The sequence below is a fragment of the Paraburkholderia sp. GW821-FHT02A12 genome, from assembly GCF_059422005.1.
Genome location: NZ_JBWKWA010000001.1, coordinates 4,169,612 through 4,194,442 on the forward strand (window position 1 = coordinate 4,169,612; position 24,831 = coordinate 4,194,442).

Below are 24,831 nucleotides of genomic sequence, written 5' to 3' on the forward strand. Positions count from 1 at the left end.
GTTAGAGATTGTCGTTCTGATCATCAGAAGAACCGCGTCGGACGACGCAACGTGGCCGGCGTATGACGGGCCACGCGCGCCGCGCCCGATTGCACGCGCGTGCGGCGCGTCGTGGCGCGCTTGTACCAGGTGGGCATGGCGGTCTGCTTGACGCGCCAGTTCTTGCGTTTGGGCGCTGCGGCCGGCGTGCTGGTTTGCCACGACGACGTGCCCACGTCACCTTCGAGCGCGCCACCGGCAATGCTCGGTGTCACCGACGTGCCTGAATTCCAGGCATCGTTCAACTCGGTTTCGTGCTTGCGCAGATTGTCGTGAACGGCGGTTTCGACATTGCTCGCCGCCGATTCGAACTCGCTCTTCATCCGGCGCAGTTCGTCGAGTTCGATTTCGCGCGTGACTTCGGCCTTGACGTCGTTGATATACCGCTGCGCGCGGCCAAACAGCGCGCCGGCAGTGCGAGCGACGCGTGGCAGGCGCTCAGGCCCGAGGACGACTAGCGCGACGACGCCGATCAGCGCCATCTTGGTTAGACCGAGGTCCAGCATGAAGTGGAATGTCCGTCAGTAACGCGGTGGGCCGCGGCTTAGCGGTAATCGCCGGAACGCGGCGTCTTTTCCTTCGCGTCCACATCCACGGCGCCGTTGCGTGGCAGTTCGCGCTGCTGTTGCGCGTCAGCCGGCGTTTCGGCTTCCTTCATGCCTTCCTTGAAGCCCTTCACTGCGCCACCCAGATCGGTACCGATATTGCGCAGCTTCTTCGTGCCGAACACCAGAGCGACGATCAACAACACGATCAGCCAATGCCAAATACTCAACGAACCCATGACTACTCTCCTTAACCCCGACGCCGCCTATGGATGCGGCACAACTCTTATGCCTTGCGGCGTGAATCGAAGCGCGCACGCTTCATCTATACGTTACCGCAGACCCTTCCGATTCAACCAGCGGCACAGTGAATGTAATTGTGACCAGACGATCGCGTCGGCGTCGTTACAGTGCGGCAAAAACAACGCTGCGCTATTGTCCATGGCCAAAACTCGCCGTGCAGCCGGCAGCCATGTGTTATTCGTCAGCCCATCCGATGCCACGGACGCGGTCCCGCCAGAATGTGCGCGTGCAGGTGATACACCTCTTGCCCGCCGCCGGGACCGGTATTGATCACCGTGCGAAAACCGGTGTCGCCACCGGTATAAGCCACGCCCAACTGGTCGGCCAAACGCGCCACTAAGACAAGCATTCTACCAAGCAGCGATGCGTCGCTTTCGGCGCAGTTCGACAGCGTCGCGATGTGCTTGCGCGGAATCACCAGCACATGCGTTTCGGCCGCCGGACGGATGTCGCGGAAGGCAACAAACTCTTCGTCTTCGTGGACTTTGGTCGACGGAATCTCGCCGGCGGCGATCTTGCAGAAAAGGCAATTAGGGTCGTGACTCATCGTGTTCCTGACGCGGTATGGCCGCGGTATGACTAAAGCGCGAAGCGTTCGGCGCGGTTCCGCGGTTTTCTTTTCCGGCCCAGTAGCCAGCAGACGACACTCAGAACCAGCCGCGCGGATCCGCGAGCGGCTTGTTATCGTACAGATACAGCCAGCCCTTGATAATACGGTACAACATCCAGATGCTGACGGCCCACAGAACCGGGAAGCCGATCAGGACGAAAACCAGCGCGCCGCCGATCAGATAGCCGACCAGGCCCATCCAGAACGAGCGGATCTGCCACTCGAAGTGTGCTTCGTACGGTGTGCCGGCCACATCTTGCCGCTTCACGTAGTTGATGATGACCGCGATCAGAATCGAAATCCCGCCCGTCAGCCAATGGACCGCATACAGCGCGTACAGCACATGGGTGAGCGTGCGCAGACTGCGCTCGCGGTCGGAGTCGATCGCGTTGCGATACGCCGGCGGCTGGTAACTGTTGTGCGACTGTTCCATGCTTGCGTCCTCCTGAGGATGCGGTCGGATGTGTTCAGTGCAATGTGGGCGCCGGCGTTCGCTACTTCAAGACATTATGTGGCAATCAGTCGCCGTTCTGCTCGCGTTCGCGGCTCTTGCGCAGCGCCTTTTCCTCGATGCCCGAGGTGCCTTCGCGACGCTCGAGTTCGGCGAGCACGTCCGCCGGGCTCAGATCGAAATGCGACAGCATCACGAGGCAGTGAAACCACAAGTCGGCCACTTCGCCGACCAGCGCGTTCGGCGCGCCGCCGTGGCGCGCGTCCTTGGCCGCCAGCACGACTTCGGTGGCTTCCTCGCCGATCTTCTTCAGCACCGCGTCATCGCCCTTGTGGAACAGGCGCGACACGTACGAGATATCAGGATCGCCGCCCTTGCGGCTGTCGATGATCGAGGCGAGCCGCAGCAGCGTGTCGCTAGTAGGTTGCGTGGATTGCGTCATTTGTAGATGTGTTCGGGGTCTTTCAACACGGGCTCGACGGCGACCCAGTCGCCATCGTCGGCCGTGCCTTCGAATTTCTGGAAAAAGCACGAGTGGCGGCCGGTGTGGCACGCGATGCCCGACACCTGCTCGACCTTCAGCAGCACGACGTCTTCATCGCAATCGAGCCGCACTTCGTGCACATGCTGCACGTGGCCGGACTCCTCGCCCTTGAACCACAGACGCTGGCGCGAGCGCGAGAAATACACCGCGCGGCCGGTTTCGACGGTTTTCGCCAATGCCTCGCGGTTCATCCACGCGAACATCAGCACGTCGTTCGTCGACGCTTCCTGCGCGATCACCGGCACGAGGCCGTTCGCGTCCCATTTGACCTTGTCGAGCCAGTCCACTTCCGAGGGATTCAGCACGTCACAACCTCACCGAAATGCCTTGATCGGCCATGAAGCGCTTGGCCTCGCCCACGGTGTGTTCGCCGTAGTGGAAGATGCTGGCGGCCAGCACCGCGTCCGCGTGGCCGTTCTTGATGCCGTCGGCCAGATGCTGCAATGAACCGACGCCGCCCGAGGCGATCACCGGAATCGGCACCGCGTCCGACACCGCGCGCGTGAGCGCCAGATCGAAACCGCTCTTGGTGCCGTCACGGTCCATGCTGGTCAGCAGGATTTCGCCGGCGCCGAGTTCGGCCATCTTGCGCGCCCATTCGACGGCGTCCAGCCCGGTCGCCTTGCGCCCGCCATGCGTGAAAACTTCCCAGCGCGGCGGCTCGCCGTCCGCGGACACGCGCTTCGCGTCGATCGCAACAACGATGCATTGCGAGCCGTATTTGTCGGTGGCGTCTTTCACGAGCTGCGGATTCGCGACCGCCGACGAGTTCATGCTGATCTTGTCCGCGCCCGCATTCAGCAGGCGCCGCACGTCTTCGACGGCGCGCACGCCGCCGCCGACCGTCAGCGGAATGAACACCTGCGAGGCGACCGCCTCGATGATCGGCAGGATCAGATCGCGCTGGTCGGAAGTGGCAGTGATGTCGAGGAAGGTGAGCTCGTCGGCGCCCTGATCGTCGTAGCGGCGCGCGATTTCGACGGGGTCGCCCGCATCGCGCAGCTCGACGAAGTTGACGCCCTTGACCACGCGTCCAGCCGTGACGTCGAGACAGGGGATGATGCGTTTAGCTAGAGCCATGATCTTGCAATTCTGCCAATACCGCTGATGAGGCCGCTCGTTCGGGAGCGGCACAGTGCCGGCGCGGCTCGCCGCGTCGGGCCGCCAGTGTGTCGAACACGCACGGCATGACGCGCTTTCAGGACGCGCCGCTATGTCCGATCGAGTCCGCTTGAGCGGATTGCGCCGTTCAGGCGTCGTCCGATTCGCGCAGCCGGTCCGCGAGGGTCTGCGCAGCCGCGAAGTCCAGATCGCCCGAGTAAATTGCCCGGCCGCAGATCACGCCTTCGATGCCTTCGTCCTCGACTTCGCACAACGATTCGATGTCCGCGAGGTTCGACAGGCCGCCGCTCGCGATCACCGGAATCTTCACCGCGCGCGCGAGACGCACCGTTGCTTCGATGTTGATGCCCTGCAGCATGCCGTCGCGGCCGATATCGGTGTAGATGATCGATTCGCAGCCGTAATCCTCGAATTTGCGCGCCAGATCGGCCACTTCATGGCCGGTCAGCTTGCTCCAGCCGTCGGTGGCGACTTTGCCGTCTTTCGCATCCAGCCCGACGATGATATGGCCGCCGAACGCGGTGCATGCGTCCTGCAGGAAACCCGGATTCTTCACCGCCGCCGTGCCGATGATCACGTACGACAAACCGTCGTCGAGATAGCGCTCGATCGTGTTCAGGTCGCGGATACCGCCGCCCAGCTGGACGGGAATCTCGCCCCCCACTTCCTCGATGATCGCGCGGATCGCGTCTTCGTTCTTCGGCTTGCCGGCGAATGCGCCATTCAGGTCGACGAGGTGCAGACGCCGGGCGCCGCGGTCGACCCAATGCCGGGCCATCGCCGCCGGTTCCTCGGAGAATATCGTCGCCTGGTCCATATCGCCTTGTTTGAGGCGTACACACTGACCATCTTTCAGGTCGATGGCGGGAATCAGCAGCATAGCAATCGGGTGTTGTCAGGGAGGTGGTTGAAGGTTGGCGGCAGCGGCTGGTGAGCCAGTTCGCCGCAACGCCGTTCCGCTAGTTTAGTACAACTCTTTCGGCATCCTTGCTGGGCGCGATGGAGCTGAGAAATCGTCTTGCCGAGGCTGTGGCGCGCGGCAGCCGCCCCGCTCGTAGCGGAACGGCGCACGGCAACAGGATGAGGAAAGGCGCTCACGGGTTCCAGTGCACGAAGTTGCGATACACGCGCAGGCCCGCTTCGGCGCTCTTTTCCGGGTGAAATTGGGTCGCGAAGATGTTATCCCGCGCCACCGCCGAGGTAAAGGGCACACCGTACACAGTTTCGCCCGCAGTATGGGCGGCGTTGTCCGGCACCACGTAATAGCTGTGCACGAAATAGAAGAACGCGTTGTCCGCGATGCCGTCCCACAGCGGATGCGGCTGCGTCTGACGCACGCGGTTCCAGCCCATCTGCGGAACCTTGAAGCGCGAGCCGTCGTCCTGCAGCTGGCCTTCGAGGTCGAAGCGCAGCACCTTGCCGGGCAGAAGGCCCAAGCCAGGCGTGCCGCCCTCGGCGCTCCAGTCGAACAGCATCTGCTCGCCCACGCACACACCCATCAGCGGCTTGCTGCGCGACGCCTCGAGCACCGCGTCCTGCAGGCCGGATTCGGCGAGGCAGCGCATGCAGTCGGGCATCGCGCCCTGACCGGGCAGCACCACGCGGTCGGCCGCGCGGATCGCCTCAGGCTGATCGACGATCGCCACGTCCGCTTCCGGCGCAGCCTTGCGCAGCGCCTGAGCCACCGAACGCAGGTTGCCCATTCCGTAATCCACAATCGCTATCGAAGTTTTCATTTCAAGTTAGGCAGCAATGCCTTCAATCCATCGACGATGAATTCCACCGCCAGCGCCGATAACATCAAACCCATGAGCCGCGTGCCGATGTTGATACCCGTGCGACCCACCCAGCGGGCAATCGGCTCGGCAAGACGCAGCGAAAAAAAGCAGATCGCCGCCAGCACCGCGCCGATCGCGATCAGGCTGAGCCGGTTATACCAATGCGCCGAGCCGGCCGCATAGATGATCGTCGTGCTGATCGCGCCCGGGCCGGTCAGGAGCGGAATCGCCAGCGGCACGACCGCGACGTTGTCCTTCTGCTCGGCTTCGTGGCGCTCTTCCGGCGTCGAACGGCTGTTGCCGATCTGCGCGTTCAGCATGTTGATCGCCATCAGCAGCATGATGATCCCGCCGCCCACTTCGAGCGAGCCGACCGAAATGCCGAAGAAGCTGATGATCTGCTGCCCGAGCAGCGTGGTCACCGCGATCACGCAGAACACCGAAATCGCCGCGATGCGGATGGTCCTGCGCCGCTCGAGCTCGCCCTGCTGCGCCGTCAGGCTCATGAAGAACGGGATGGCGCCGATCGGATTGATCAGCGCCAGCAGCGAAATAAACGACTTCAGAATGTCCATCGCATACCGGGCGCGCGCGAGCGCAGCCGGTCCAGGTTCCGAGGCAGGTAAATGAGCGCTTAAAGGCTGCCCTTGGTCGACGGAATCTGCCCCGCCGCGCGTTCGTCCAGTTCGACGGCCATACGCAACGCACGTCCGAACGCCTTGAACACCGTTTCCATCTGGTGATGGGCGTTCAGGCCGCGCAGATTGTCGATATGCAGCGTCACGCCGGCGTGATTCACGAAACCGCGGAAAAATTCGATGGAGAGATCGACGTCGAACGTGCCGATGCGCGCGCGCGTGAACGGCACATGGAATTCGAGGCCCGGACGGCCGGAGAAGTCGATCACGACGCGCGACAGCGCTTCGTCGAGCGGCACGTAGGAATGACCGTAGCGGCGAATCCCCTTGCGGTCGCCGATGGCTTTCGCGACTGCCTGCCCGAGCGTGATGCCGGTGTCTTCGACCGTGTGGTGGTCGTCGATATGCAGGTCGCCATGCGCTTCGATGTCGAGATCGATCAAGCCATGCCGCGCGATCTGGTCGAGCATGTGGTCGAGGAACGGCACGCCGGTGGCCAGCTTCTGCTGACCGGTGCCGTCCAGATTGATCTTCACACGGATCTGCGTTTCGCTGGTGTTGCGAACGACTTCCGCAAGGCGCATGGTAATTCCTCGAATCTAGCTAGAAAGCGATAGTAGTGTGGGATGGAAAAACGGCGGGCCGCGCGCGCCATGCCGAAGCACTCACGCAGCCCTTTAAGGCCGTTCAATGCAGCACGAGTTTTAGTGCGGCGACCAACTGGGCGTTTTCGTCAGGGGAGCCAACGGTCAAACGCACGCAATTGGCCAGCAATGGATGCATTTTACTCACGTTTTTGATCAGAACCCGCGCTGCCAGCAGCGTTTCGAACATAACGGACGCATCGGGCACCCGCACCAGCAGGAAGTTGCCGGCGCTCGGGAACACTTCGGCGCCCGGCAATTGGGCCACGGCCTGCGCGAGTTTCGTGCGTTCTTCGCGCAGTTGCGCGGCCTGGGTGTCGAGCACGTCGACGTGGTCGAGCAGGAAATCGGCGGCGGCCTGCGTCAGCACGTTGGTGTTGTACGGCGGGCGCACCTTGTCGAATTCGGTCAGCCACGCGGGCTTGCCGACCAGGTAACCGAGGCGGATTCCGGCCAGACCGAGCTTGGATACCGTGCGCATCACGACGACGTTGTCGAACGCGTCGGCGCGCGGCAGCCAGCTTTGCTGCGCGAACGGCTGATAAGCCTCGTCAATCACCACGAGGCTCTTGCTCGCCGCGGCGATGATGCGCTCCATGTCGGCGTCGTCATAGAGCGTGCCGGTCGGATTGTTCGGGTAGGCCAGGTAGACGATGGCCGGCTCGTGCTCGGCGATCGCGGCCAACATGGCTTCCGTGTCGAGCGTGAAGTCGGCCTTCAGCGGCACGCCGATGAACTCCAGATTCGCCAGCTTCGCCGACATCTGGTACATCACGAAACCCGGCATCGGCGCGAGCACCTTGGCGCCCGGCTTGGCGCACGCGATCGACACCATGCTGATGATCTCGTCCGAGCCGTTGCCGAGCAGCACGTCACAGCCGGCCGGCACGCCCATCACGCGCTTGATCTTCTCGATCAGCGCTTCCGGACGCGGCGCCGGATAACGGTTCAGCGCGACGCCGGCCAGATGCTCGCCCAGGTGCGCGGCCAGCACCGGCGGCAGCGGAAACGGATTTTCCATCGCGTCGAGCTTGATATAGCCCGTCGCGTCCGGAACCGGGTAGCTCGTCATCGCGAGCACGTCGCGGCGGATGATGTCTTGAGGTGTCGTCATAAGTCAGCGGACCGGGCCGCAAGGGAGAAGCCGGCCTGGCATCGGCGGCGCGCCGGCCGCTCCAGGTTGGTCTGTATTGTCGTTATTCAACGGAAAACCGCGCGAAATCCGTCGGCGAAGTTCGCGGGCATCGGCCCGATGCCCGCCTGCTCCATCATCGAATTGTCCGCATTCGGCCGCTTTCAGGCCCGCCTTCAGCCGTTTTGCCGCATCCGGTATTCGGCGCTGCGGGCATGCGCCTGCAGGCCTTCGCCGTAGGCGAGTTCGGCGGCGATCTCGCCGAGCGTCTGCGCGCCGTCCGCGCTGACTTCGATCACGCTGGAGCGCTTGAAGAAATCATAGACGCCCAGCGGCGACGAAAACCGTGCGGTACGCGACGTAGGCAGCACGTGATTCGGCCCCGCGCAATAGTCGCCGAGGCTTTCGCTGGTGTAGCGGCCGAGGAAGATCGCGCCGGCGTGGCGGATCAGCTTGCCCCATTGATGCGGCTCCAGCGCGGAGATTTCGAGGTGCTCCGGCGCGATGTCGTTGGCGATCGCGCAGGCTTCGGCCATGTCGCGCACCTTGATCAGCGCGCCGCGGCCTTCGAGCGACGCGCGGATCACGTCCCGGCGCGGCATGGTGGGCAGCAGCTCGTCGATCGCATCTTGCACGCGGCCGATAAACGCGTCGTCCGGGCACAGCAGGATGGATTGCGCGAGTTCGTCGTGCTCGGCTTGCGAGAACAGGTCCATCGCGACCCAGCGCGGATCCGTGGTGCCGTCGCACAACACGAGAATTTCCGACGGCCCGGCGATCATGTCGATGCCGACCGTGCCGAACACGCGGCGCTTGGCGGACGCGACGTACGCGTTGCCGGGGCCGCAGATCTTGTCGACGGGCGGGATGGTTTCGGTGCCGTACGCGAGAGCGCCCACCGCCTGCGCGCCGCCGATCGTGAACACGCGATCCACGCCGCCCAGCAAGGCAGCCGCCAGCACCAGCGGATTCTTCACGCCGTCCGGCGTGGGCACGACCATGATGATTTCGCGCACGCCGGCCACCCGCGCCGGAATCGCGTTCATCAGCACCGACGACGGATACGCCGCCTTGCCGCCCGGCACGTAAATACCCGCGCGATCCAGCGGCGTAACCTTCTGGCCGAGCACGGTGCCGTCGGCTTCCGTGTACTGCCAGCTATGGCTGCCGCACTCGATCTTCTGCTTCTCGTGATAACCGCGCACGCGCGCCGCCGCCGCTTCGAGCGCCGCGCGACGCTTCGGCTCCAGGCCTTCGAGCGCCGCTTCGAGTTCCGACATCGGCAGCTCGAGCGCCGCGACGCTCGTCGCGCCGACGCGGTCGAAGCGGTTCGTGTACTCGAGCACCGCGGCATCGCCGCGCGCCTTCACGTCGTTCAGAATCTGCGCGACCGAGCGCTCGATTGCTTCGTCCTCGCTCGCCTCGAACGCGAGCACCGCATGCAGCGACTTCTGGAAGCCGGAAGCAGTGGAATCGAGTTTGCGAATCTTGATAGACATACGGGTATCCGTTTCGGTAAGGCGCGCTTGACAGCGTGGTCAAACTGCTCAGGCCGCTGCAGCGCCGGGCTTCGACGCGCGTTCGAACGCGTCGAGGATCGGCCGCAGCGCGGCGCGCTTGAGCTTCAGCGCCGCCTGGTTCACAACGAGGCGCGACGAAATCTGCATGATCTCCTCCACCTCGACAAGATTGTTGGCGCGCAAGGTATTGCCCGAACTCACCAGGTCGACGATCGCATCGGCGAGGCCGACCAGCGGCGCCAGCTCCATCGAGCCGTACAGCTTGATCAGGTCGACGTGAACGCCCTTGGCGGCGAAATGCTCGCGTGCGGTTTCGACGTATTTGGTGGCCACCCGCAGCCGGGCGCCCTGACGCACGGCGCTCGCATAGTCAAACCCCGCCGCCACCGCGACCGACATCCGGCAACGCGCGATATCCAGATCGACCGGCTGATACAACCCGCTGCCGCCGTGTTCGAGCAGCACGTCCTTGCCGGCCACGCCGAAATCGGCTGCGCCGTACTCGACGTAAGTCGGGACGTCAGTGGCGCGCACGATGATCACGCGCAGGTTCGCGTCCGTGGTGGGCAGAATCAGCTTGCGCGAGGTTTCCGGGTCTTCAGCCACTTCGATGCCGGCTGCGGCGAGCAGCGGCAGCGTCTCTTCGAAGATACGCCCTTTCGACAAAGCCAACGTGAGCGGCACGCACACCGCGGGCGACGACGTTTGCGGCATCGAGCTCATGCCTCGCTCCCGGAAATGCGGCGCACTTTCGCGCCGATTGCGGTGAGCTTGGTTTCCATCCGGTCATAACCACGATCCAGGTGATAGATGCGGTCGATCAGCGTTTCGCCTTCGGCACGCAGCGCGGCAATCACGAGACTCGCCGACGCACGCAGATCGGTGGCCATCACCTTCGCGCCCGAGAGTTTGTCGACGCCGGTTACGAGCGCGGTGTTGCCGTCGACCGTGATGTTGGCACCGAGGCGGTTCAACTCCTGCACGTGCATGAAGCGGTTTTCGAAAATCGTTTCCACCACCTGCGACGTACCTTCGGCGAGCGTGTTCAGCGCCATGAACTGCGCCTGCATGTCGGTCGGGAACGCCGGGTACTCGGAGGTGCGGAACGTGACCGCGCTCGGACGCTTGTCCATGCGCACGCGCATCCAGTCCTCGCCTTCCTCGATCGTCACGCCCGCTTCGCGCAGCTTGTCCGTCACGGCTTCGAGAATCAGCGGACGCACTTTGCGCAACGTCACGTCGCCACCGGCGGCGGCCACCGCGCACAGGAACGTGCCGGCTTCGATACGATCCGGAATCACCGTGTGCTTTGCACCATGCAGCTTGTCGACGCCCTGGATCACCAGACGGTCCGTGCCGATGCCTTCGATCTTTGCCCCCATCTCGACCAGCAGATGCGCGAGGTCGCCGACTTCCGGTTCGCGCGCGGCGTTCTCGATCACCGTTTCGCCTTCGGCCAGCACGGCGGCCATCAGCAGGTTTTCGGTGCCGGTCACCGTGATCATGTCGGTCACGATGCGCGCGCCCTTCAGACGCTTCGCGCGCGCTTCGATGAAGCCGTGTTCGATCGTGATTTCGGCACCCATCGCCTGCAGACCCTTGATGTGCTGATCGACCGGACGCGCGCCGATTGCGCAGCCGCCCGGCAGCGACACCCTGGCGTGGCCGAAGCGCGCGACCAGCGGGCCGAGCACCAGGATCGACGCACGCATCGTCTTCACCAGTTCGTACGGCGCGACGAGGTTATCGACCTTCGACGCGTCCAGCGCCACGCGCCCCGCGCCGCTCTCGATACGCACGCCCATCTGGCCGAGCAGCTTGAGCATCGTGCGCACGTCCTGCAAGTCGGGCACGTTTTCCAGATGCACCGGTTCCGCGCTGAGCAGACCCGCGCAAAGGATCGGCAACGCCGCGTTCTTCGCACCTGAGACGACGACTTCACCCGAAAGCGGGTAGCCACCTTCAATGACGAGTTTATCCATGCCTGTCAGTTCCTGATGGACCCGGCCTTCAGCCGGGCCTGCTTTGCTTGTGTTCGGCGCGCCGCTACCGGCCTCGCGCCCTTCTTGAGTAATTCGCACTAAATTTCCAGATTACGCGTTCTGCCATTCGGCGGGCGTCAGCGTCTTCATGCTGAGCGCGTGGATTTCTTCGCGCATGCGGTCGCCGAGCGCCGCATACACGAGTTGATGGCGCGCGATCAGACGCTTGCCTTCGAAGCTCGGCGAAACGATGGTCGCAAAGAAATGCTGGCCGTCGCCTTCGACTTCGAGATGCTGGCAAGCGAGCCCAGCCGCGATGTATTGCTTGACCTGTTCGGGAGTCGGCAACATGAGAGAAGCTCCTGATCAGTGGCGCAGTTTGTAGCCGGACGCGAGCATGCGCATCGCGATCACAGCCAGCACCACGAAGAAACCGGCAACGATCGCGAGGCTCGAGAGCGGATCGACATCCGACATCCCGAAGAAACCGTAGCGAAAGCCGTCGATCATGTAGAAAAAGGGATTGAGCCGCGACACTTCGCGCCACACCGGCGGCAGCGTATGCGTGGAGTAGAACACGCCCGAAAGGAACGTGAGCGGCATGATCAGAAAGTTTTGAAACGCGGCGAGCTGGTCGAACTTTTCGGCCCAGATGCCGGCGATCAACCCGAGTGTGCCGAGGATCGCCGCGCCGAAAATCGCGAACAGAATGATGTAGAGCGGCGCGCTGAAGCTGACCGGCACGAACCAGATCGTCACGATGAACACGCCGAAGCCCACCGCCAAACCGCGCGCGACGGCCGCCAGCACATACGCGCCGAACATCTCGTAGTGCGACAGCGGCGGCAGCAGCACGAACACGAGATTGCCGGTGATCTTCGACTGGATCAGCGACGACGAGCTATTCGCAAACGCATTCTGCAACACGCTCATCATCACGAGGCCCGGAATCAGGAAGCTCGTGTATTCGACGCCCGGATAGACATGCACATGATCGCGCAGCGCGTGGCCGAAAATCGTCAGATACAGCAGCGCCGTGATGATCGGCGCCAGTACGGTCTGGAACGACACCTTCCAGAAACGCAGGATTTCCTTGTAAAACAGCGTGCCGAATCCACTATAGCCGCTCATGCAAGCCCCTCGATCACTTCCGGACCGTTCATCACCTGAACGAACACATCTTCGAGGTCGGCCTTGCGGACCTCGATTTCCTCGAATGTACAGCCCGCCGCGCGGCACTGCGCGAGAATCCGCTCGACGTCGTCGTAGCTCGCCAGACGCAGCAGATGCTGGCGGCCATTGCCGTTGCCCGCGCCGCTCTCCACTTCGAGCGGGCGCAGCTCGGCGGGCAGCACGCCTTGCGCGAAGCGCACGAACAGCTGCATGCCGGCAAAGCGTTGCAGCAGCGCGCTGGTGCGCTCGAGCGCGACCACTTCGCCGCGCCGCAGCATCGCGATACGGTCGCACAGCGATTCAGCCTCTTCCAGATAGTGCGTGGTCAGCACGATCGTGTGACCTTCGCGATTCAGGCGCGAGATGAATTTCCACAGCGTTTGACGCAATTCGACGTCGACGCCCGCGGTCGGCTCGTCGAGCACGATCACCGGCGGCCGGTGCACCAGCGCCTGCGCGACCAGCACGCGGCGCTTCATGCCGCCCGACAGCGCGCGCATGTTGGCGTCGGCTTTTTCGGTGAGGTCGAGATTGGCCATGATCTCGTCGATCCACGCGTCGTTGTTGCGCAGCCCGTAATAGCCGGACTGAATGCGCAAGGTTTCCCGCACGGTGAAGAACGGATCGAACACGAGCTCCTGCGGCACCACGCCGAGCGCGCGGCGCGCCAGGCGAAAATCGTCGACGACGTCGTGGCCGCGCACCGCGATGCTGCCTTCGTCGGCGCGCGCAAGACCGGCGAGGATGCTGATGAGCGTCGTTTTGCCCGCGCCGTTCGGACCGAGCAGTCCGAAAAACTCGCCTTCTTCCACCGTGAGGCTGACGCCCTTGAGCGCCTGCAAGTCCTTGTAGCGCTTCTTGACGTTACGAATTTCTATGGCTGACATGACTGTGGGCCGCGTGCATCGCGGCGCCTAAAGGAGCCCTGACGGGGGCGCAAAGGGCTGGAAGGAACGAAATTGGGGCCGGTTATATGCCCCGAAAAACGTTTGATTATAGGGCAAAAATCGACAGCCCCGGCTCAGCCCGGGGCATTGGGAGTGACGCTATTGACGTGCCAATGAGGAGTCAACGCGGCGTTAATGCAGCGTCAACGTCGCGCCGGCAGCAACCATCTTGCATGGGACCAGAGTAAGCGCTAAAGCGCTAACTCCGGTCGACAGCGTTGCATGGGACCGGAGTAAGCGCTAAAGCGCTAACTCCGGTCGACACAGCAGGGTATCGACGCCGTAGGCTTGCGCGAGGCTGGCGAGACCAGCCGGCAGATTGACGATCTCGAACCTGGCGCCACGTGCCTGAGCGGCACGCTGCCATGCGAGCAGGACAGCCAGCGCGGACGAATCGAACTGCGCGAGCGGCGCGCAATCGACACCGTTCGCGCCAGCCGCGATCCGCTGCAAACCCGCCGCGAGCGCAGCGGGCGCGCTCGCGTGGGTCAGCGTCGCGCCGCTGTCGAAACAGTTGGCGACGGGGCTCAGCACCTCGCTCACGACTGCTTGCCCGCGGCCAGTTGCTGATTGCGCTGCGTGAGGAACTGGATCAGTCCGTCCACGCCCTTCTGCTGGATCTGCTCGTTGAACTGTTGCTGATACGCCTGGATCAGCCACGCGCCGAGCACGTTGATGTCATACACGCGCCAGCCGTTCGGCGTCTTGTACAGACGGTAGTCGAGTTCGATCGGCGAGCCGTTGTTCATCACCACCGAGCGCACCACCGTATCGGTGTCGTCCGGGTTCATGCGGAACGGCTTGTACTGGATCTGCTGGTCGCGCACTTGTGCCAGCGCGCCCGAGTACGTACGGATCAGCAGCATCTTGAACTGCTCGACCACGGCGTTCTGCTGCTCCGGCGTAGCGGTGCGCCAGTTGCGGCCCATCGCCAGTTGTGTGGTGCGGCGGAAGTCGGTGTACGGCAGGATCTTTTCGTTGACGAGGTGCGTGATGTGCGTAATGTCGCCTTGCTGGATCGATTTGTCGGCGTGTATCGCATCGATCACCTGCTGGGTGACGGTCTTGACCAGCGTATCGGGCGAATTCGAGTCGACGGTTTGTGCCGATGCACCGGCACTTCCGAACGAGAACAACGCAACGAAGAACGGAATCAGGAAGAATTTTTTCATTTCGAGCCTTGCCTTAAAAATAGTGCAACCGTTTGAACCGACATTAACACGCGAGTTCAGCAACAATCCATGCGCAAACTGCGAGAGTCGTATCGAGGTGTTACGGCTGCCAATTAACGCAATTTGAATGACGGAAAGGTGAAACGCGTCGGCGGGACCAGTTGGCCGGCCGGAATCTGCGTTGTTTCCGGGCCGCCGTTCAAATCGAGCGGCGGCGTTTCCGCAGTGCCGGACGCGGCTTCCGGCGCGGCCGCATTACCGGTTGCGCCCGTGGCCGCACCGGCTGCCGAAGCCGCTTGCGGCGCCGTGGCCGCGGCCGGGCCGGACGCCGCCTTCGCTGCGCCGGCCGGGGCCGCAGCCGCGCCGCCGTCGACGTCTTCATACTTCGGCAGCGCCGCTTCATCGCCGTAGTTCGGCAGCGCCTGCGATTGCTTGCCGTCCAACAGCAAATACTGACGGCGTTGCAGATACGCGTTACGCACGAACGAGTACTTGTCGAGCGCGGCGCCTTCCAGCACCTCGCCCGCGTTGAGCAGGTTCGCGCGCGTATTGATCACGTTCAGGCCATACAGCGCCCAGCTCAAACCCGGCGGATCGATGTAGCTGAGCGGGTTCACATAATAATTGCCGATCGAGCCGACCGCGTCGCGCACCGTGCTCGGCCCGAACAGCGGCAGCACGAGGTATGGCCCCGCCGGCACGCCGTAGTGGCCGAGCGTCAGACCGAGGTCGTTGTCGTGCTTGGGCAGCTTGGCGAGCGTCGCCACGTCGAACAGGCCGCCGACACCGAACACCGTGTTGATCACGATCCGCATGATGTCTTCGACGCCATCGGTGATCTTCAATTGCAGCAGGTTGTTGGCCGCGATGTAGACGTCGCCGATGTTCGAGAAGAAGTTGGTGACGCTGTCGCGCACCGGCTGCGGCGTGATAAACACGTAGCCCTTCGCGACCGGCTTCAGCGCGTACTGGTCGAGCTTGTCGTTGACGGTGAAGATCGTGCGGTTCAAGCCTTCCAGCGGGTCGCCCTTGGTCGGCGTCTGCACGGTCGTGCAGCCGGCGAGCGTGGCGGCCGCCACCGCCAGCGTCGCGACCTGGAAGGCGCGCACGCCTTTGCTGCGTAGGGTCTGCATTCTTCTTGTTCTCCTTATTGACCGGCCGCACCGGAGGCGGCGGGCAGGGTCGGTGCCGGAGCCGCCGGCGCTGCGGCAGGTGCAGCAGTGGATGCGCCGGATTTGGACGCGCCCGAATCTGCCGCCTTGCTGTACAAAAACTGTCCGATCAGGTTTTCCAGCACGATCGCCGATTGCGTCATGGAGATCGTGTCGCCCGCTTTGAGCATCTCGCTGTCGCCGCCGGGTTCGAGCCCGATGTATTGCTCGCCGAGCAGTCCCGACGTCAGGATCTTCGCCGACGTATCTTTCGGAAACTGATATTGCTTGTCGACATCGATCGTGACGAGGGCCTGATACGCATTGCTGTCAAAGCCGATCGACGCCACCCGGCCAACCGTCACGCCCGCGCTTTTCACCGGCGCGCGCGCCTTCAGCCCGCCGATATTGTCGAACTTGAGCTTGACCGGGTACGTTGCCTGAAACGACAACGAGCTCATGTTGCCGGCCTTCAGCGCGAGAAACAGCAACGCCACGAAACCCAACACCACAAACAGGCCGACCCAGAAGTCGAGAACAGTCTTTTTCATCGTCATCCCAAAGTGAATCCGCTACGCCACCCGCACTCCCGCCGCGCGCAACCAGTGACGCGCCCGCCGACGGCGAACGTACGACGCAGTCTTAACTGAACATCAATGCAGTTAGCAGAAAATCGAGGCCGAGTACCGCAAGCGACGCGTACACGACAGTCTTGGTCGTGGCACGCGACACGCCTTCCGGCGTCGGCTTGGCTTCGTAGCCTTGAAACAGCGCCACGAACGTCACCGCGAGGCCGAACACCACGCTCTTGACGACCCCGGCGCCGACGTCGCGCCAGACATCGACGCCGCCTTGCATCTGCGACCAGAACGCGCCGGCATCGACGCCGATCAGCAGCACGCCCACCACATAACCGCCCAGCACGCCGACCGCGCTGAAAATCGCGGCCAGAACCGGCATTGAAATAATGCCCGCCCACATGCGCGGTGCGACCACGACCTTGACCGGGTCCACCGCCATCATTTCCATCGCGGTGAGCTGCTCGCCCGCCTTCATCAAGCCGATCTCGGCGGTGAGCGACGTGCCGGCGCGTCCCGCGAACAGCAGCGCGGTCACCACCGGCCCGAGTTCGCGCACCAGCGACAGCGCGACCAGCAGCCCGAGCGCCTGTTCGGAGCCGTAGCGGTTCAGCGTGTAATAGCCCTGCAAGCCGAGCACGAAGCCGACGAACAGGCCCGACACCGCGATGATCACCAGCGAATAATTGCCGACGAAGTGGATCTGCTTTGTGACAAGGCGCGGACGCCGCAGCAAGGGGAAAAACTCGAGCACCAGCCGGAAGAAAAAGCGCGTGGCGTAGCCGGCCGTTCCCAGCCCGTCGAGCACCGAGCGGCCGAGTGAGCTGATCATGACTGGCCTCCGCCGATGCCGAAATCCGCCGCGAGCGGCGTCTGGCTGGGATAGTGGAATTTGAACGGGCCGTCCGGCGCGCCGTCGATGAACTGGCGCACCGTAGGATCGGTCGACGCACGCAGTTCAGCCGGCGAGCCTTCGGCGAGAACGCCGCCGTTGGCGAGGAAATACACGTAATCGGCGATCGCAAACGACTCGGGCACGTCGTGCGTGACCAGGATCGACGTTGCGCCAAGTGCCTGATTCAGCGTGCGAATCAGATTCGCGGTGATGCCGAGCGAGATCGGATCGAGGCCGGCGAACGGCTCGTCGTACATCATCAGTTCGGGATCGAGGGCAATCGCGCGAGCCAACGCCACGCGCCGCGCCATACCGCCGGAAATCTCCGACGGCAGCAGATCGCGCGCGCCGCGCAAGCCTACTGCGTTGAGCTTCATCAACACGAGGTCGCGGATCAGTTCTTCGGGGATCTCGGTATGCTCACGCAGCGCGAAAGCAACGTTGCCGAACACCGACATGTCGGTAAACAGCGCGCCGAACTGGAACAGCATGCCCATCTTGCGGCGCAGCGCGTAGAGACCTTCCCGCGTTTGCTGGCCGACGTCCTGGCCGTGAAACAGCACCTGGCCGCGCTGGGCGCGCACCAGACCGCCGATCAGGCGCAGCACCGTGGTCTTGCCGCAACCCGAGCCGCCCATGACCGCGACCACCTGGCCGCGCTTGAAGCGCAGATTCAGGTTCGACAGGACGAGCCGGTCGCCATAGCCGAAGTCGACGTCGCGCAGCTCGAGTAAGGTCTCGGGAGAGGAAGACACGAAACTGACAGTCCTTTTACACGGAAGGCCGAATTATAGGGCCATCATGCAAAAGCTGCCGTGAGGTGCCCTGTCCCTTTACTCAAGTTGACGATTATTGCGTAAACGCGTGTTGCAGCGCAGAAACGGCGGCAGCGGGATCCGCCGCTTCCGTCACCGCCCGCACCACCGCTGCGCAGCCCACGCCGGTTGCCAGCACGTCCGGCAGCACTTGCAGATCGATTCCGCCGATTGCCACCAGTGGCACGACGCCGTCGAGCAGCCGCACGTAACGCGCGAGGCGCCGCAGGCCCTGCGGCGCGGTGGGCATGACCTTGGTGGTGGTGGGGAACACCGCGCCCAGTGCAATATAGCTTGGCCGGAAATGCAGCGCGGTCAGAATCTCGTAGAAACCGTGAGTGGACAAACCGAGCCGGACGCCTGCGGAGGCCAGCGCCTCGAGATCAGCCGTATGCACGTCTTCCTGGCCAAGGTGGACGCCATAGGCGCCCGCTTCCAGCGCGGCTTGCCAGTGATCGTTGATGAAAACCTGGGCGCCGTGCTCGCGGCCGACGGCGACGCAACGGGCGATTTCGCGCTTCAGCTCATCGGCGGGTTCGGCCGATTTGCGGCGCAGCTGAACGGTTTTCACGCCGAAGCCCATTACCCGTTCGACCCATTCCGCGGTCGGCAGCACCGGATACAGACCCAGCCGGTCCGGGCAGCGCGCGAAGGCTTGCGCCGGCGCGTCCGGCAAACCGGCGATACGCGGAAAGCGCGCGAGGTCGGCCGGAAAGGCGTCGTCGGCGCGGGTTTCGTCGCCGTCGCGCCAGGCCAGAGCCAGCACCAGCGCGTCGTGCGGATCGAAACCGCAGTCCAGGAACGTGGCCAGCGCGGCGATCCAGTCTTCCGCCAGATGGCCCTCCAGCCGGTATTTCTCGCCGCCCAGATGCAGCGTCGCGCGGTTCTCGGCGGCTTCGATCACGCCCGCCCCCTGCACCAGCCAGCGCGCCACCTGTTCGCCATGCTGCTGCGCGTCAGCGACGATGATCAGATCGCCGCCGTTCGGCTCGTCCGGCGCGGTCAGGCAGATGCGCCACGGCGCATGCGTCGGCGGCCAGTCGCCCAGACGGGCGCGGATGCGCTCGGCGGCTTCGGTGAGTTCGTCGGCGGGCGGCCAGAAGAGGTCGCGGTCTTGCAAAGCCAAAGTCTGCGTCATGCGGCGCTCCCGTCTTGATGCCAGAACGGCATGCCGACCACCGGCGTGCTCGCGTGCGCGCTTTCGCGCTCGGCCATCGGCCCTGCCAGAAAGGCCTGGCGGCCCGCTTCGACGCCCAGTGCGAAGGCGCGCGCCATCGCGTCAGGATGCGTTGCCTGCGATACCGCCGTATTCAGCAGCACACCGTCGAAACCCCACTCCATCACCTGCGCGGCATGCGACGGCACGCCGAGCCCCGCGTCGACGATCAGCGGCACATCCGGCAGCCGCTCGCGCAGCACGCGCAGGCCGTACGGGTTGATCACGCCCTTGCCGGTGCCGATCGGCGCGCCCCACGGCATCAGCGCTTCGCAGCCCGCATCCAGCAGACGGCGGCCGATCACCAGATCCTCGGTGCAATACGGCAAGACCTTGAAGCCGTCCTTGACGAGCTGCGCGGCCGCTTCGATCAGGCCGACCGGATCGGGCTGCAACGTGTAGTCGTCGCCGATCAGTTCGAGCTTGATCCACTCGGTTTCGAAAATTTCGCGCGCCATGTGCGCAGTCGTCACCGCCTCGCCGACGGTCAGGCAGCCGGCCGTATTCGGCAGCAGCGGCACGCCGTGGCGCTTGAGCAGATCGAAGAAGCCGGCTTCGGCGCCGCCCTCGTTCATCTGCCGGCGCAGCGCGACGGTCACCATGCCGGGGTGCGCGGCGTCGATCGAATCGGACAGCGATTGCAGCGACGGATAGCGCGAGGTGCCGAGCAGCACGCGGCTCGCGAAGGTTTCGCCGTACAGCGTGAGCGCGTCGGCGGACTGGGGGGAGGTCATTTGCATAATCCTTGTCTCCGGCCATGCGCGGCGGCGCTCAGCCGCCTGCCACGGGTTGCACGACATCGAGCTTGTCGCCGGGCTGCAGCGCGCGCGCCACATGCTGGGTGCGCGCGACGAAATCGCCGTTCAGCGCGACCGCGAACGGCGGACGCGCGCCGTACGCGGCGAGCGCATCGGCGACGGTCGCGCCTTCGGGCAGCGACAACGGCTTCTGGTTGATATGAATGTCCATGGTGTGCGATTACGGTTCAATCGATGGCGGCAGCGGTCTCGCGTGCGCGTGCAAGAAAACGCGCAACGCTCATGCTGGCTCCCGCGTGGAATCCAGTTGAAACAGCTCGCTCCAGCGCGCCGCGCGTTGCCAGTCGGCGAAGGCGTCGGCATCGCCGATGCGGCCGTCGAGCAGCGCCGCGGCGAAGCGCACCGCTTCGTCGGCGACTTCGGGCACGATCATGTAGCCGTGCCGGTACAGGCCGTTCACGCGCAAGGTCTGCGCGCCGTCCCACAGCAAGGCCGGACGGTGGTCCGGCAAAGTCGGGCGGCACTGCGAATTCAGTTCGAGGATGCGTGCCTCGCCGAAGCCGGGATGCACGGAAAATGCCGCGCTCAGCAGTTCGAGCGCCGAGCGCACGCTGACCGGCGACATGTCCTCGCCTTCCACCTCGGTCGCGCCGATCACGTAGAGATCGTCCTGCTTCGGCGCGATATAGAGCGGATAGCGCGGATGCAGCAGGCGCACCGGGCGCGTCAGGTTGATACCGGGCGCATGCACGCGCGCGACTTCACCGCGAATGCCGCGCAATGTGGGCAGAACCGCCTTCGCGCCAAGACCGCGGCAATCGATCGTGACGCGCGCGGGCGGCAGCGCATGATCGTCGACGGGCGTGTTCCAGTGCGTTTCGACGCCGCGCCCGGCGAGGCCCGCTGCCAACGCGGATAACACCTGACGGTTATCCAGCTGCCCCTCGCGCGGCAGCAGCCAGCCCTGATTGAAGCGGCCCGCCAACGCCGGTTCAGCGGCGCCGACCTGTGCGCCGGCGAGCGTCACGAAGCCGCCGTCGAGCAGCTCGGCGGGCGCATTCGCGCGCACCCGGCGTTCGAACAACGGCGCTTCGGTGCGGTCGGCGTGATGCCATACGACCAGCGTGCCGTTGCGCTGGAAAAAAACTGGTTCGGGCAACTCGGCCAGCACGCGCGGCCAGGTTTCGAGCGAACTCGCGCCCAGCCGCGTAATCAGCGACTCGGCGCTGGCGGCCTCGGCAAGCGGCGCGAGCATCGCAGCGGCGACCCACGCGGCGGCCTGCGAACCGGTGGCGTCGCCACGCTCATAGAGCGCCACGCGATGCCCCTCACCGGCCAGGCGCCACGCAACGAGGCGCCCGCACAGGCCGCCGCCGAGTACCGCGAAGTCGGGTTGTGCAGGACGGCTCATCGTGCGCGCTCCCGATTACAGCGACGGCAAGCAAGGCTAAAGCAGAACGGCACGCAAACGCTCGCGTGGCGAAGAGCAAAACTCATGTCTGAAGAATAGGCGGTCATCGAGTCCTTTCCGTACGGCAACAAGCGCACGTACCCAGGACGAAACCGGCGGGTAAGGCCGGCCGGACAACACGCGCGTCTCAATGACGGACGCCGCCCGGCGGGGAATGGAAGACTGGCTGCTTCCGGAAACTTCCCGCGCCGGTATTACCCGGATCGGGTGCAAAGGGTCTCTCTCAGCCTCGCCGCCGCTGCATGGACATCCATGCAACTCGTGCGCGAAGCACCCCTGTTTCGTCGAAGGTCATTAGACCATAAAAGGCTCAGCGCCCGCAAACCAGCGGGACGTGCGATCGCCCGCGGTTGATTCGGCACCATCTATCGATTCATCAATACGACCGCACACGCCGCTCTGGCACAATGCCGGGATCGGATGCCGCAGGAGCCTGGCGTCGGCGGCACGCCCTGGCAGACCGCTCAGTCAGGCGGTCAGCCAGCCGCTGTCGGCCGCTCAGATGGCAGCTCAATCAGTTGCCTGGTCGGCCGCGCGAAGGCGGCATCGAGGCGGCTCCCCAAGGCGGAAATTAATTTCCGCTTAAGGGGGTCGAGCCAGAATCGAACGCTCACCCGGGCGTGCGTTCGTCGAGCACGACGCCCGGGCATGCACCGCAAACCCGCCGTGGGTCAGCCCGATACGGGTCCGCTCCACATGGGCCGGCCTGAGATGGGCCAGCCCGCAATGGGCCAGCACTACCATCAGGATGCTCATGACAATGAATACCTCTGCCAGCCCCGCGCTGCCGCCGGACGAAAAAGTCTCCGCCTGGAGCCTGATCAAGCCTTACTGGGTCTCCGAAGAACGAAAAACGGCGTGGGGGCTGCTCGTCGCGATCATCGTGATGAATCTGCTCGTCGTGTGGATCAACGTGCGCCTGAATCGCTGGAGCGCCGACTTCTACAACGCGCTGCAAACCAAGAACGTGCACGATTTCCCGCACCTGCTGATGGTGTTCTCGGGGCTCGCGTTCGGCTTCATCATCCTCGCGGTGTACGGCCGCTATCTGCGCCAGATGCTCGGCTTCCGCTGGCGCCAGTGGCTGACCACGCGCTATCTGAACGAATGGCTGCATGACAGCGCCTTCTACCGGATCGAACGCGACCGTCTTGCCGACAACCCCGACCAGCGGATCAGCGACGACCTGCAATCGTTCGCCACCAGCACGCTGACGCTGACGCTCGATCTGCTGTCCACCGTCGTCACGCTGGTGTCGTTCATCACGATCCTGTGGTCGCTGGCCGGCGCGCTGACCGTCTCGCTCGGCGGCATGCCGATTCAGATTCCGGGCTACATGGTGTGGGCCGCGGCGCTCTACGCGGTGGCCGGTTCGCTGATTATCCAGAAGGTCGGCCATCCGCTCGTGTCGATCAATTACCAGGCGCAGAAGGTCGAGGCGGATTTCCGCTTCGGCCTGATCCGTCTGCGTGAAAACGCCGAGCAGATCGCTTTCTACAACGGCATGGAAACCGAGAAGACGAACGCGAACACGCTGTTCGGCCGCATCCGCGGCAACTGGTGGCAGGTGATGAAGTACACCAAGCGGCTCACCTTCGTGCTGAGCTTCTATGGCCAGATCGCGATCATCTTTCCGTTGGTGGTCGCCGCGCCGCGCTACTTCGCGGGAGCCTTCACGTTCGGCGTGCTGATGCAGATTTCGAGCGCATTTGGCACCGTCAGCGATTCGTTTTCGTGGTTCATCAACAGTTACGGCACCCTGGTCGAATGGCGCGCTACCGTGAACCGGTTGCGTGAATTCAAGCGCGTCGTGCACGCGCCGCGCCTGAAGGAATCAGTGTCGCCGGCTACCGCGCATGGCGGCATCAACCTGCATTTCGTCGACGACGACAAGCTCTCCACCGACGGCCTCAAACTCGCGCTGCCGAACGGCAACCCGCTGTCGCGCATTCGCGATATCGCGATTCAGCCGGGCTCGCGCTGGCTGGTGCGCGGTCCGTCCGGCTCGGGCAAGAGCACGCTGATGCGCGCGCTCGCGGGCCTCTGGCCGTTCGGCGACGGCTCGATCGACGCGCCGGTCAACGCGCGCATGATGTTCATCCCGCAAGTCAGCTACATGCCGATCGGCACGCTGAAAGCGGCGCTCACCTACCCGTCCCCTGCCGATACCTATACCGACGACGAATGCCGTGAAGCGCTGCGCGTCTGTCATCTGTCGGAGTACGCAGACCGCTTGCAGGAATCGGGACACTGGACGCGGATTCTGTCGCCGGGCGAGCAACAACGTTTGGCCGCTGCGCGCGTGCTGCTGCACAAGCCCGACTACCTGTTCCTCGACGAAGCGACCAGTGCGCTCGACGCAGAAAACGAAGCGCGTCTTTATCACCTGTTCACCGAGCGGCTGCCGAAGGCCGCGATCGTCAGCGTCGCGCATCGCGAATCGCTGGCGGCCTACCACGGGGAAACGCTCGACGTCGAGCGTTCTGACGAACCCGTCGCGGCATGAGCGGCGCTGAATTCGAACGCGTCGTGCTGATCACCGGAGCCGGCTCGGGCATCGGTGCGGCACTGGCCCGACGCATTGCCGCGCGGCGCACGGCGTTGATGCTGCATGCACGCGGCGCCGACAACGAAGCGCGCCAACGGCTCGCCCAGGTCGCCAACGCGGGCCACGCGCGCGGCCATCGCATGTCGCAAAGCAACCCGCCGCAAGATCCGGAAACACGCGAGAAGAGTTAGAAAGCATTTACGAAGCGGGCGAGCTGTTCCCCGCTTTGAAAATGCCCTGTAGCAGCGACGATTGTCGTGCGGGCCGAACCACGTCCAGCCCGCCACGCCATTCACTGCTACCGGACTCCCCGCACATGTCATTCGATCGCCGCGCCCATCCTCTGATCCTGCGCCTCGCGCTCGCTCCCGGCGCAGCACTGCTGCTCTCCAGCGCCGCTTACGCTGCGCAAGCCTCCCAGCCGAGCGAGCCGGCAGACGTTTGCCCGGCGCTCAAACACATCGTCGACGCACCCGACTTCAAGCAATTGCACACGCAGCCCGCCGCGCAATTGCCGTGGCTGTCGAACGCAGACGACTGCCGCGCGAACAGCCACTCGTACGATTGCCACTGGCGCGCGCATTGGCAGGCCGACGGCGTCGTCAACGATCCGCTCGAAGAATTCGGCGCCGATATCGCCGCCTGCTTTCCGAACGTCGTGCACGACGCCAACACGCCGACGCGGCAGCATTTCATCGTGACCACCGCCGAGCGGCGCGTCAACGTCACTGCCAGCGTGCAAGGGCAAAACGAATTGCGCCTGCGCGTCACGCGCTGAGCGTGAGTTCGATCGCCGTTG

At 64.2% G+C, this 24,831-nt stretch carries 30 protein-coding genes, 1 pseudogene and 1 riboswitch; of the genes and pseudogenes, 3 read left to right on the top strand and 28 right to left on the bottom strand.

Going from position 1 to position 24,831, the window contains the following annotated elements:
• Positions 1-23 precede the first annotated feature (23 nt).
• From tatB to AC07WT_RS19320, 28 genes are all read right to left on the bottom strand, one after another.
• Positions 24-545 (bottom strand): Sec-independent protein translocase protein TatB, encoded by a 522-nt coding sequence (gene tatB, locus AC07WT_RS19185; RefSeq protein WP_492592207.1) that lies wholly within the window; start codon positions 543-545, stop codon positions 24-26.
• Between the two features lie 38 nt (positions 546-583).
• Positions 584-823 carry a Sec-independent protein translocase subunit TatA gene (gene tatA / locus AC07WT_RS19190; protein WP_341314152.1) on the bottom strand — a complete coding sequence of 80 codons (240 nt, stop codon included), beginning with the start codon at positions 821-823 and terminating at the stop codon, positions 584-586.
• A gap of 245 nt (positions 824-1,068) precedes the next feature.
• On the bottom strand, positions 1,069-1,434 hold the full coding sequence (locus AC07WT_RS19195; RefSeq protein WP_115106621.1) for a histidine triad nucleotide-binding protein: 366 nt from the start codon (positions 1,432-1,434) through the stop codon (positions 1,069-1,071).
• 100 nt (positions 1,435-1,534) lie between these two features.
• Positions 1,535-1,930: a DUF4870 family protein gene (locus tag AC07WT_RS19200; RefSeq protein WP_494948128.1), complete on the bottom strand. Its 396-nt coding sequence runs from the start codon at positions 1,928-1,930 to the stop codon at positions 1,535-1,537.
• Between the two features lie 85 nt (positions 1,931-2,015).
• Positions 2,016-2,390 carry a phosphoribosyl-ATP diphosphatase gene (locus AC07WT_RS19205; protein ID WP_492592205.1) on the bottom strand — a complete coding sequence of 125 codons (375 nt, stop codon included), beginning with the start codon at positions 2,388-2,390 and terminating at the stop codon, positions 2,016-2,018.
• Positions 2,387-2,797, bottom strand: coding sequence for a phosphoribosyl-AMP cyclohydrolase (hisI, locus tag AC07WT_RS19210; protein ID WP_492592204.1), 411 nt, complete (start codon positions 2,795-2,797; stop codon positions 2,387-2,389). The genes AC07WT_RS19205 and hisI overlap by 4 nt, the downstream gene beginning before the upstream one ends.
• Before the next feature lies 1 nt (position 2,798).
• Positions 2,799-3,572 carry an imidazole glycerol phosphate synthase subunit HisF gene (hisF, locus tag AC07WT_RS19215; protein WP_494948129.1) on the bottom strand — a complete coding sequence of 258 codons (774 nt, stop codon included), beginning with the start codon at positions 3,570-3,572 and terminating at the stop codon, positions 2,799-2,801.
• Positions 3,573-3,741: 169 nt separating this feature from the next.
• A complete protein-coding gene (gene hisA / locus AC07WT_RS19220; protein ID WP_042329166.1) occupies positions 3,742-4,494 on the bottom strand; it encodes a 1-(5-phosphoribosyl)-5-[(5-phosphoribosylamino)methylideneamino]imidazole-4-carboxamide isomerase in 753 nt (250 codons plus the stop codon).
• A gap of 214 nt (positions 4,495-4,708) precedes the next feature.
• On the bottom strand, positions 4,709-5,350 hold the full coding sequence (gene hisH, locus AC07WT_RS19225; RefSeq protein ID WP_494948130.1) for an imidazole glycerol phosphate synthase subunit HisH: 642 nt from the start codon (positions 5,348-5,350) through the stop codon (positions 4,709-4,711).
• Positions 5,347-5,967: a MarC family protein gene (locus AC07WT_RS19230; protein WP_494948131.1), complete on the bottom strand. Its 621-nt coding sequence runs from the start codon at positions 5,965-5,967 to the stop codon at positions 5,347-5,349. The genes hisH and AC07WT_RS19230 overlap by 4 nt, the downstream gene beginning before the upstream one ends.
• A gap of 59 nt (positions 5,968-6,026) precedes the next feature.
• Positions 6,027-6,614 (bottom strand): imidazoleglycerol-phosphate dehydratase HisB, encoded by a 588-nt coding sequence (hisB, locus tag AC07WT_RS19235; RefSeq protein WP_115106637.1) that lies wholly within the window; start codon positions 6,612-6,614, stop codon positions 6,027-6,029.
• Positions 6,615-6,717: 103 nt separating this feature from the next.
• Positions 6,718-7,788 (bottom strand): histidinol-phosphate transaminase, encoded by a 1,071-nt coding sequence (gene hisC / locus AC07WT_RS19240; protein WP_494948132.1) that lies wholly within the window; start codon positions 7,786-7,788, stop codon positions 6,718-6,720.
• Positions 7,789-7,982: 194 nt separating this feature from the next.
• Positions 7,983-9,305, bottom strand: coding sequence for a histidinol dehydrogenase (gene hisD, locus AC07WT_RS19245; protein ID WP_494948133.1), 1,323 nt, complete (start codon positions 9,303-9,305; stop codon positions 7,983-7,985).
• 48 nt (positions 9,306-9,353) lie between these two features.
• A complete protein-coding gene (gene hisG, locus AC07WT_RS19250) occupies positions 9,354-10,049 on the bottom strand; it encodes an ATP phosphoribosyltransferase (protein ID WP_494948134.1) in 696 nt (231 codons plus the stop codon).
• Entirely contained in the window at positions 10,046-11,308 is a 1,263-nt protein-coding gene (murA, locus tag AC07WT_RS19255; protein WP_492592197.1) for a UDP-N-acetylglucosamine 1-carboxyvinyltransferase, read from the bottom strand. Before murA ends, hisG begins: the two co-directional genes overlap by 4 nt.
• A 111-nt stretch (positions 11,309-11,419) precedes the next feature.
• The gene (locus AC07WT_RS19260; RefSeq protein WP_028199637.1) at positions 11,420-11,659 is read right to left on the bottom strand and encodes a BolA family protein; all 240 of its coding nucleotides are present in this window, start codon (positions 11,657-11,659) and stop codon (positions 11,420-11,422) included.
• A gap of 15 nt (positions 11,660-11,674) precedes the next feature.
• Complete coding sequence (locus AC07WT_RS19265; protein WP_494948135.1) at positions 11,675-12,439, bottom strand: ABC transporter permease; 765 nt, start codon at positions 12,437-12,439, stop codon at positions 11,675-11,677.
• Positions 12,436-13,368: an ABC transporter ATP-binding protein gene (locus AC07WT_RS19270; protein ID WP_492592195.1), complete on the bottom strand. Its 933-nt coding sequence runs from the start codon at positions 13,366-13,368 to the stop codon at positions 12,436-12,438. Before AC07WT_RS19270 ends, AC07WT_RS19265 begins: the two co-directional genes overlap by 4 nt.
• Positions 13,369-13,668: 300 nt before the next feature.
• Entirely contained in the window at positions 13,669-13,971 is a 303-nt protein-coding gene (locus AC07WT_RS19275) for an STAS domain-containing protein (RefSeq protein ID WP_492592194.1), read from the bottom strand.
• Positions 13,968-14,600, bottom strand: coding sequence for an MlaC/ttg2D family ABC transporter substrate-binding protein (locus tag AC07WT_RS19280; RefSeq protein ID WP_492592193.1), 633 nt, complete (start codon positions 14,598-14,600; stop codon positions 13,968-13,970). Before AC07WT_RS19280 ends, AC07WT_RS19275 begins: the two co-directional genes overlap by 4 nt.
• 113 nt (positions 14,601-14,713) lie before the next feature.
• Positions 14,714-15,733: an MlaA family lipoprotein gene (locus AC07WT_RS19285; protein ID WP_494948136.1), complete on the bottom strand. Its 1,020-nt coding sequence runs from the start codon at positions 15,731-15,733 to the stop codon at positions 14,714-14,716.
• A gap of 14 nt (positions 15,734-15,747) precedes the next feature.
• The gene (gene mlaD, locus AC07WT_RS19290; protein WP_494948137.1) at positions 15,748-16,302 is read right to left on the bottom strand and encodes an outer membrane lipid asymmetry maintenance protein MlaD; all 555 of its coding nucleotides are present in this window, start codon (positions 16,300-16,302) and stop codon (positions 15,748-15,750) included.
• A 91-nt stretch (positions 16,303-16,393) separates the two neighbouring features.
• Positions 16,394-17,161 (bottom strand): lipid asymmetry maintenance ABC transporter permease subunit MlaE, encoded by a 768-nt coding sequence (mlaE, locus tag AC07WT_RS19295; protein ID WP_492592190.1) that lies wholly within the window; start codon positions 17,159-17,161, stop codon positions 16,394-16,396.
• On the bottom strand, positions 17,158-17,979 hold the full coding sequence (locus AC07WT_RS19300) for an ABC transporter ATP-binding protein (protein ID WP_494948138.1): 822 nt from the start codon (positions 17,977-17,979) through the stop codon (positions 17,158-17,160). The genes mlaE and AC07WT_RS19300 overlap by 4 nt, the downstream gene beginning before the upstream one ends.
• 94 nt (positions 17,980-18,073) lie before the next feature.
• Positions 18,074-19,177 carry a thiamine phosphate synthase gene (gene thiE / locus AC07WT_RS19305; RefSeq protein ID WP_494948139.1) on the bottom strand — a complete coding sequence of 368 codons (1,104 nt, stop codon included), beginning with the start codon at positions 19,175-19,177 and terminating at the stop codon, positions 18,074-18,076.
• Positions 19,174-19,989: a thiazole synthase gene (locus AC07WT_RS19310; protein WP_492592187.1), complete on the bottom strand. Its 816-nt coding sequence runs from the start codon at positions 19,987-19,989 to the stop codon at positions 19,174-19,176. Before AC07WT_RS19310 ends, thiE begins: the two co-directional genes overlap by 4 nt.
• 37 nt (positions 19,990-20,026) lie before the next feature.
• Positions 20,027-20,224 carry a sulfur carrier protein ThiS gene (thiS, locus tag AC07WT_RS19315; protein WP_492592186.1) on the bottom strand — a complete coding sequence of 66 codons (198 nt, stop codon included), beginning with the start codon at positions 20,222-20,224 and terminating at the stop codon, positions 20,027-20,029.
• 69 nt (positions 20,225-20,293) lie between these two features.
• Positions 20,294-21,424, bottom strand: coding sequence for an FAD-dependent oxidoreductase (locus AC07WT_RS19320; protein WP_494948140.1), 1,131 nt, complete (start codon positions 21,422-21,424; stop codon positions 20,294-20,296).
• 223 nt (positions 21,425-21,647) lie between these two features.
• Positions 21,648-21,772, bottom strand: a riboswitch (TPP riboswitch).
• A gap of 466 nt (positions 21,773-22,238) precedes the next feature.
• Here AC07WT_RS19320 and AC07WT_RS19325 point away from each other — a divergent pair.
• The 3 genes and pseudogenes from AC07WT_RS19325 (at position 22,239) to AC07WT_RS19335 (ending at position 24,810) form a co-directional block, all read left to right on the top strand.
• On the top strand, positions 22,239-23,990 hold the full coding sequence (locus tag AC07WT_RS19325) for an ABC transporter ATP-binding protein/permease (RefSeq protein WP_492592184.1): 1,752 nt from the start codon (positions 22,239-22,241) through the stop codon (positions 23,988-23,990).
• Positions 23,987-24,166 (top strand): annotated as a pseudogene (locus AC07WT_RS19330) (SDR family NAD(P)-dependent oxidoreductase); the annotation flags it as partial. The gene AC07WT_RS19325 and the pseudogene AC07WT_RS19330, both read left to right, overlap by 4 nt.
• Positions 24,167-24,348: 182 nt before the next feature.
• Positions 24,349-24,810: a hypothetical protein gene (locus tag AC07WT_RS19335; RefSeq protein ID WP_494948141.1), complete on the top strand. Its 462-nt coding sequence runs from the start codon at positions 24,349-24,351 to the stop codon at positions 24,808-24,810.
• Positions 24,811-24,831: the final 21 nt, after the last annotated feature.

Bases quoted from the DNA above. Each gene is read 5' to 3' on its own strand.
- tatB (WP_492592207.1), bottom strand. From the start codon at position 545: ATGCTGGACCTCGGTCTAACCAAGATGGCGCTGATCGGCGTCGTCGCG.
- tatA (WP_341314152.1), bottom strand. From the start codon at position 823: ATGGGTTCGTTGAGTATTTGGCATTGGCTGATCGTGTTGTTGATCGTC.
- AC07WT_RS19195 (WP_115106621.1), bottom strand. From the start codon at position 1,434: ATGAGTCACGACCCTAATTGCCTTTTCTGCAAGATCGCCGCCGGCGAG.
- AC07WT_RS19200 (WP_494948128.1), bottom strand. From the start codon at position 1,930: ATGGAACAGTCGCACAACAGTTACCAGCCGCCGGCGTATCGCAACGCG.
- AC07WT_RS19205 (WP_492592205.1), bottom strand. From the start codon at position 2,390: ATGACGCAATCCACGCAACCTACTAGCGACACGCTGCTGCGGCTCGCC.
- hisF (WP_494948129.1), bottom strand. From the start codon at position 3,572: ATGGCTCTAGCTAAACGCATCATCCCCTGTCTCGACGTCACGGCTGGA.
- hisA (WP_042329166.1), bottom strand. From the start codon at position 4,494: ATGCTGCTGATTCCCGCCATCGACCTGAAAGATGGTCAGTGTGTACGC.
- hisH (WP_494948130.1), bottom strand. From the start codon at position 5,350: ATGAAAACTTCGATAGCGATTGTGGATTACGGAATGGGCAACCTGCGT.
- AC07WT_RS19230 (WP_494948131.1), bottom strand. From the start codon at position 5,967: ATGGACATTCTGAAGTCGTTTATTTCGCTGCTGGCGCTGATCAATCCG.
- hisB (WP_115106637.1), bottom strand. From the start codon at position 6,614: ATGCGCCTTGCGGAAGTCGTTCGCAACACCAGCGAAACGCAGATCCGT.
- hisC (WP_494948132.1), bottom strand. From the start codon at position 7,788: ATGACGACACCTCAAGACATCATCCGCCGCGACGTGCTCGCGATGACG.
- hisD (WP_494948133.1), bottom strand. From the start codon at position 9,305: ATGTCTATCAAGATTCGCAAACTCGATTCCACTGCTTCCGGCTTCCAG.
- hisG (WP_494948134.1), bottom strand. From the start codon at position 10,049: ATGAGCTCGATGCCGCAAACGTCGTCGCCCGCGGTGTGCGTGCCGCTC.
- murA (WP_492592197.1), bottom strand. From the start codon at position 11,308: ATGGATAAACTCGTCATTGAAGGTGGCTACCCGCTTTCGGGTGAAGTC.
- AC07WT_RS19260 (WP_028199637.1), bottom strand. From the start codon at position 11,659: ATGTTGCCGACTCCCGAACAGGTCAAGCAATACATCGCGGCTGGGCTC.
- AC07WT_RS19265 (WP_494948135.1), bottom strand. From the start codon at position 12,439: ATGAGCGGCTATAGTGGATTCGGCACGCTGTTTTACAAGGAAATCCTG.
- AC07WT_RS19270 (WP_492592195.1), bottom strand. From the start codon at position 13,368: ATGTCAGCCATAGAAATTCGTAACGTCAAGAAGCGCTACAAGGACTTG.
- AC07WT_RS19280 (WP_492592193.1), bottom strand. From the start codon at position 14,600: ATGAAAAAATTCTTCCTGATTCCGTTCTTCGTTGCGTTGTTCTCGTTC.
- AC07WT_RS19285 (WP_494948136.1), bottom strand. From the start codon at position 15,733: ATGCAGACCCTACGCAGCAAAGGCGTGCGCGCCTTCCAGGTCGCGACG.
- mlaD (WP_494948137.1), bottom strand. From the start codon at position 16,302: ATGAAAAAGACTGTTCTCGACTTCTGGGTCGGCCTGTTTGTGGTGTTG.
- mlaE (WP_492592190.1), bottom strand. From the start codon at position 17,161: ATGATCAGCTCACTCGGCCGCTCGGTGCTCGACGGGCTGGGAACGGCC.
- thiE (WP_494948139.1), bottom strand. From the start codon at position 19,177: ATGACGCAGACTTTGGCTTTGCAAGACCGCGACCTCTTCTGGCCGCCC.
- AC07WT_RS19310 (WP_492592187.1), bottom strand. From the start codon at position 19,989: ATGACCTCCCCCCAGTCCGCCGACGCGCTCACGCTGTACGGCGAAACC.
- thiS (WP_492592186.1), bottom strand. From the start codon at position 20,224: ATGGACATTCATATCAACCAGAAGCCGTTGTCGCTGCCCGAAGGCGCG.
- AC07WT_RS19320 (WP_494948140.1), bottom strand. From the start codon at position 21,424: ATGAGCCGTCCTGCACAACCCGACTTCGCGGTACTCGGCGGCGGCCTG.
- AC07WT_RS19325 (WP_492592184.1), top strand. From the start codon at position 22,239: ATGACAATGAATACCTCTGCCAGCCCCGCGCTGCCGCCGGACGAAAAA.
- AC07WT_RS19335 (WP_494948141.1), top strand. From the start codon at position 24,349: ATGTCATTCGATCGCCGCGCCCATCCTCTGATCCTGCGCCTCGCGCTC.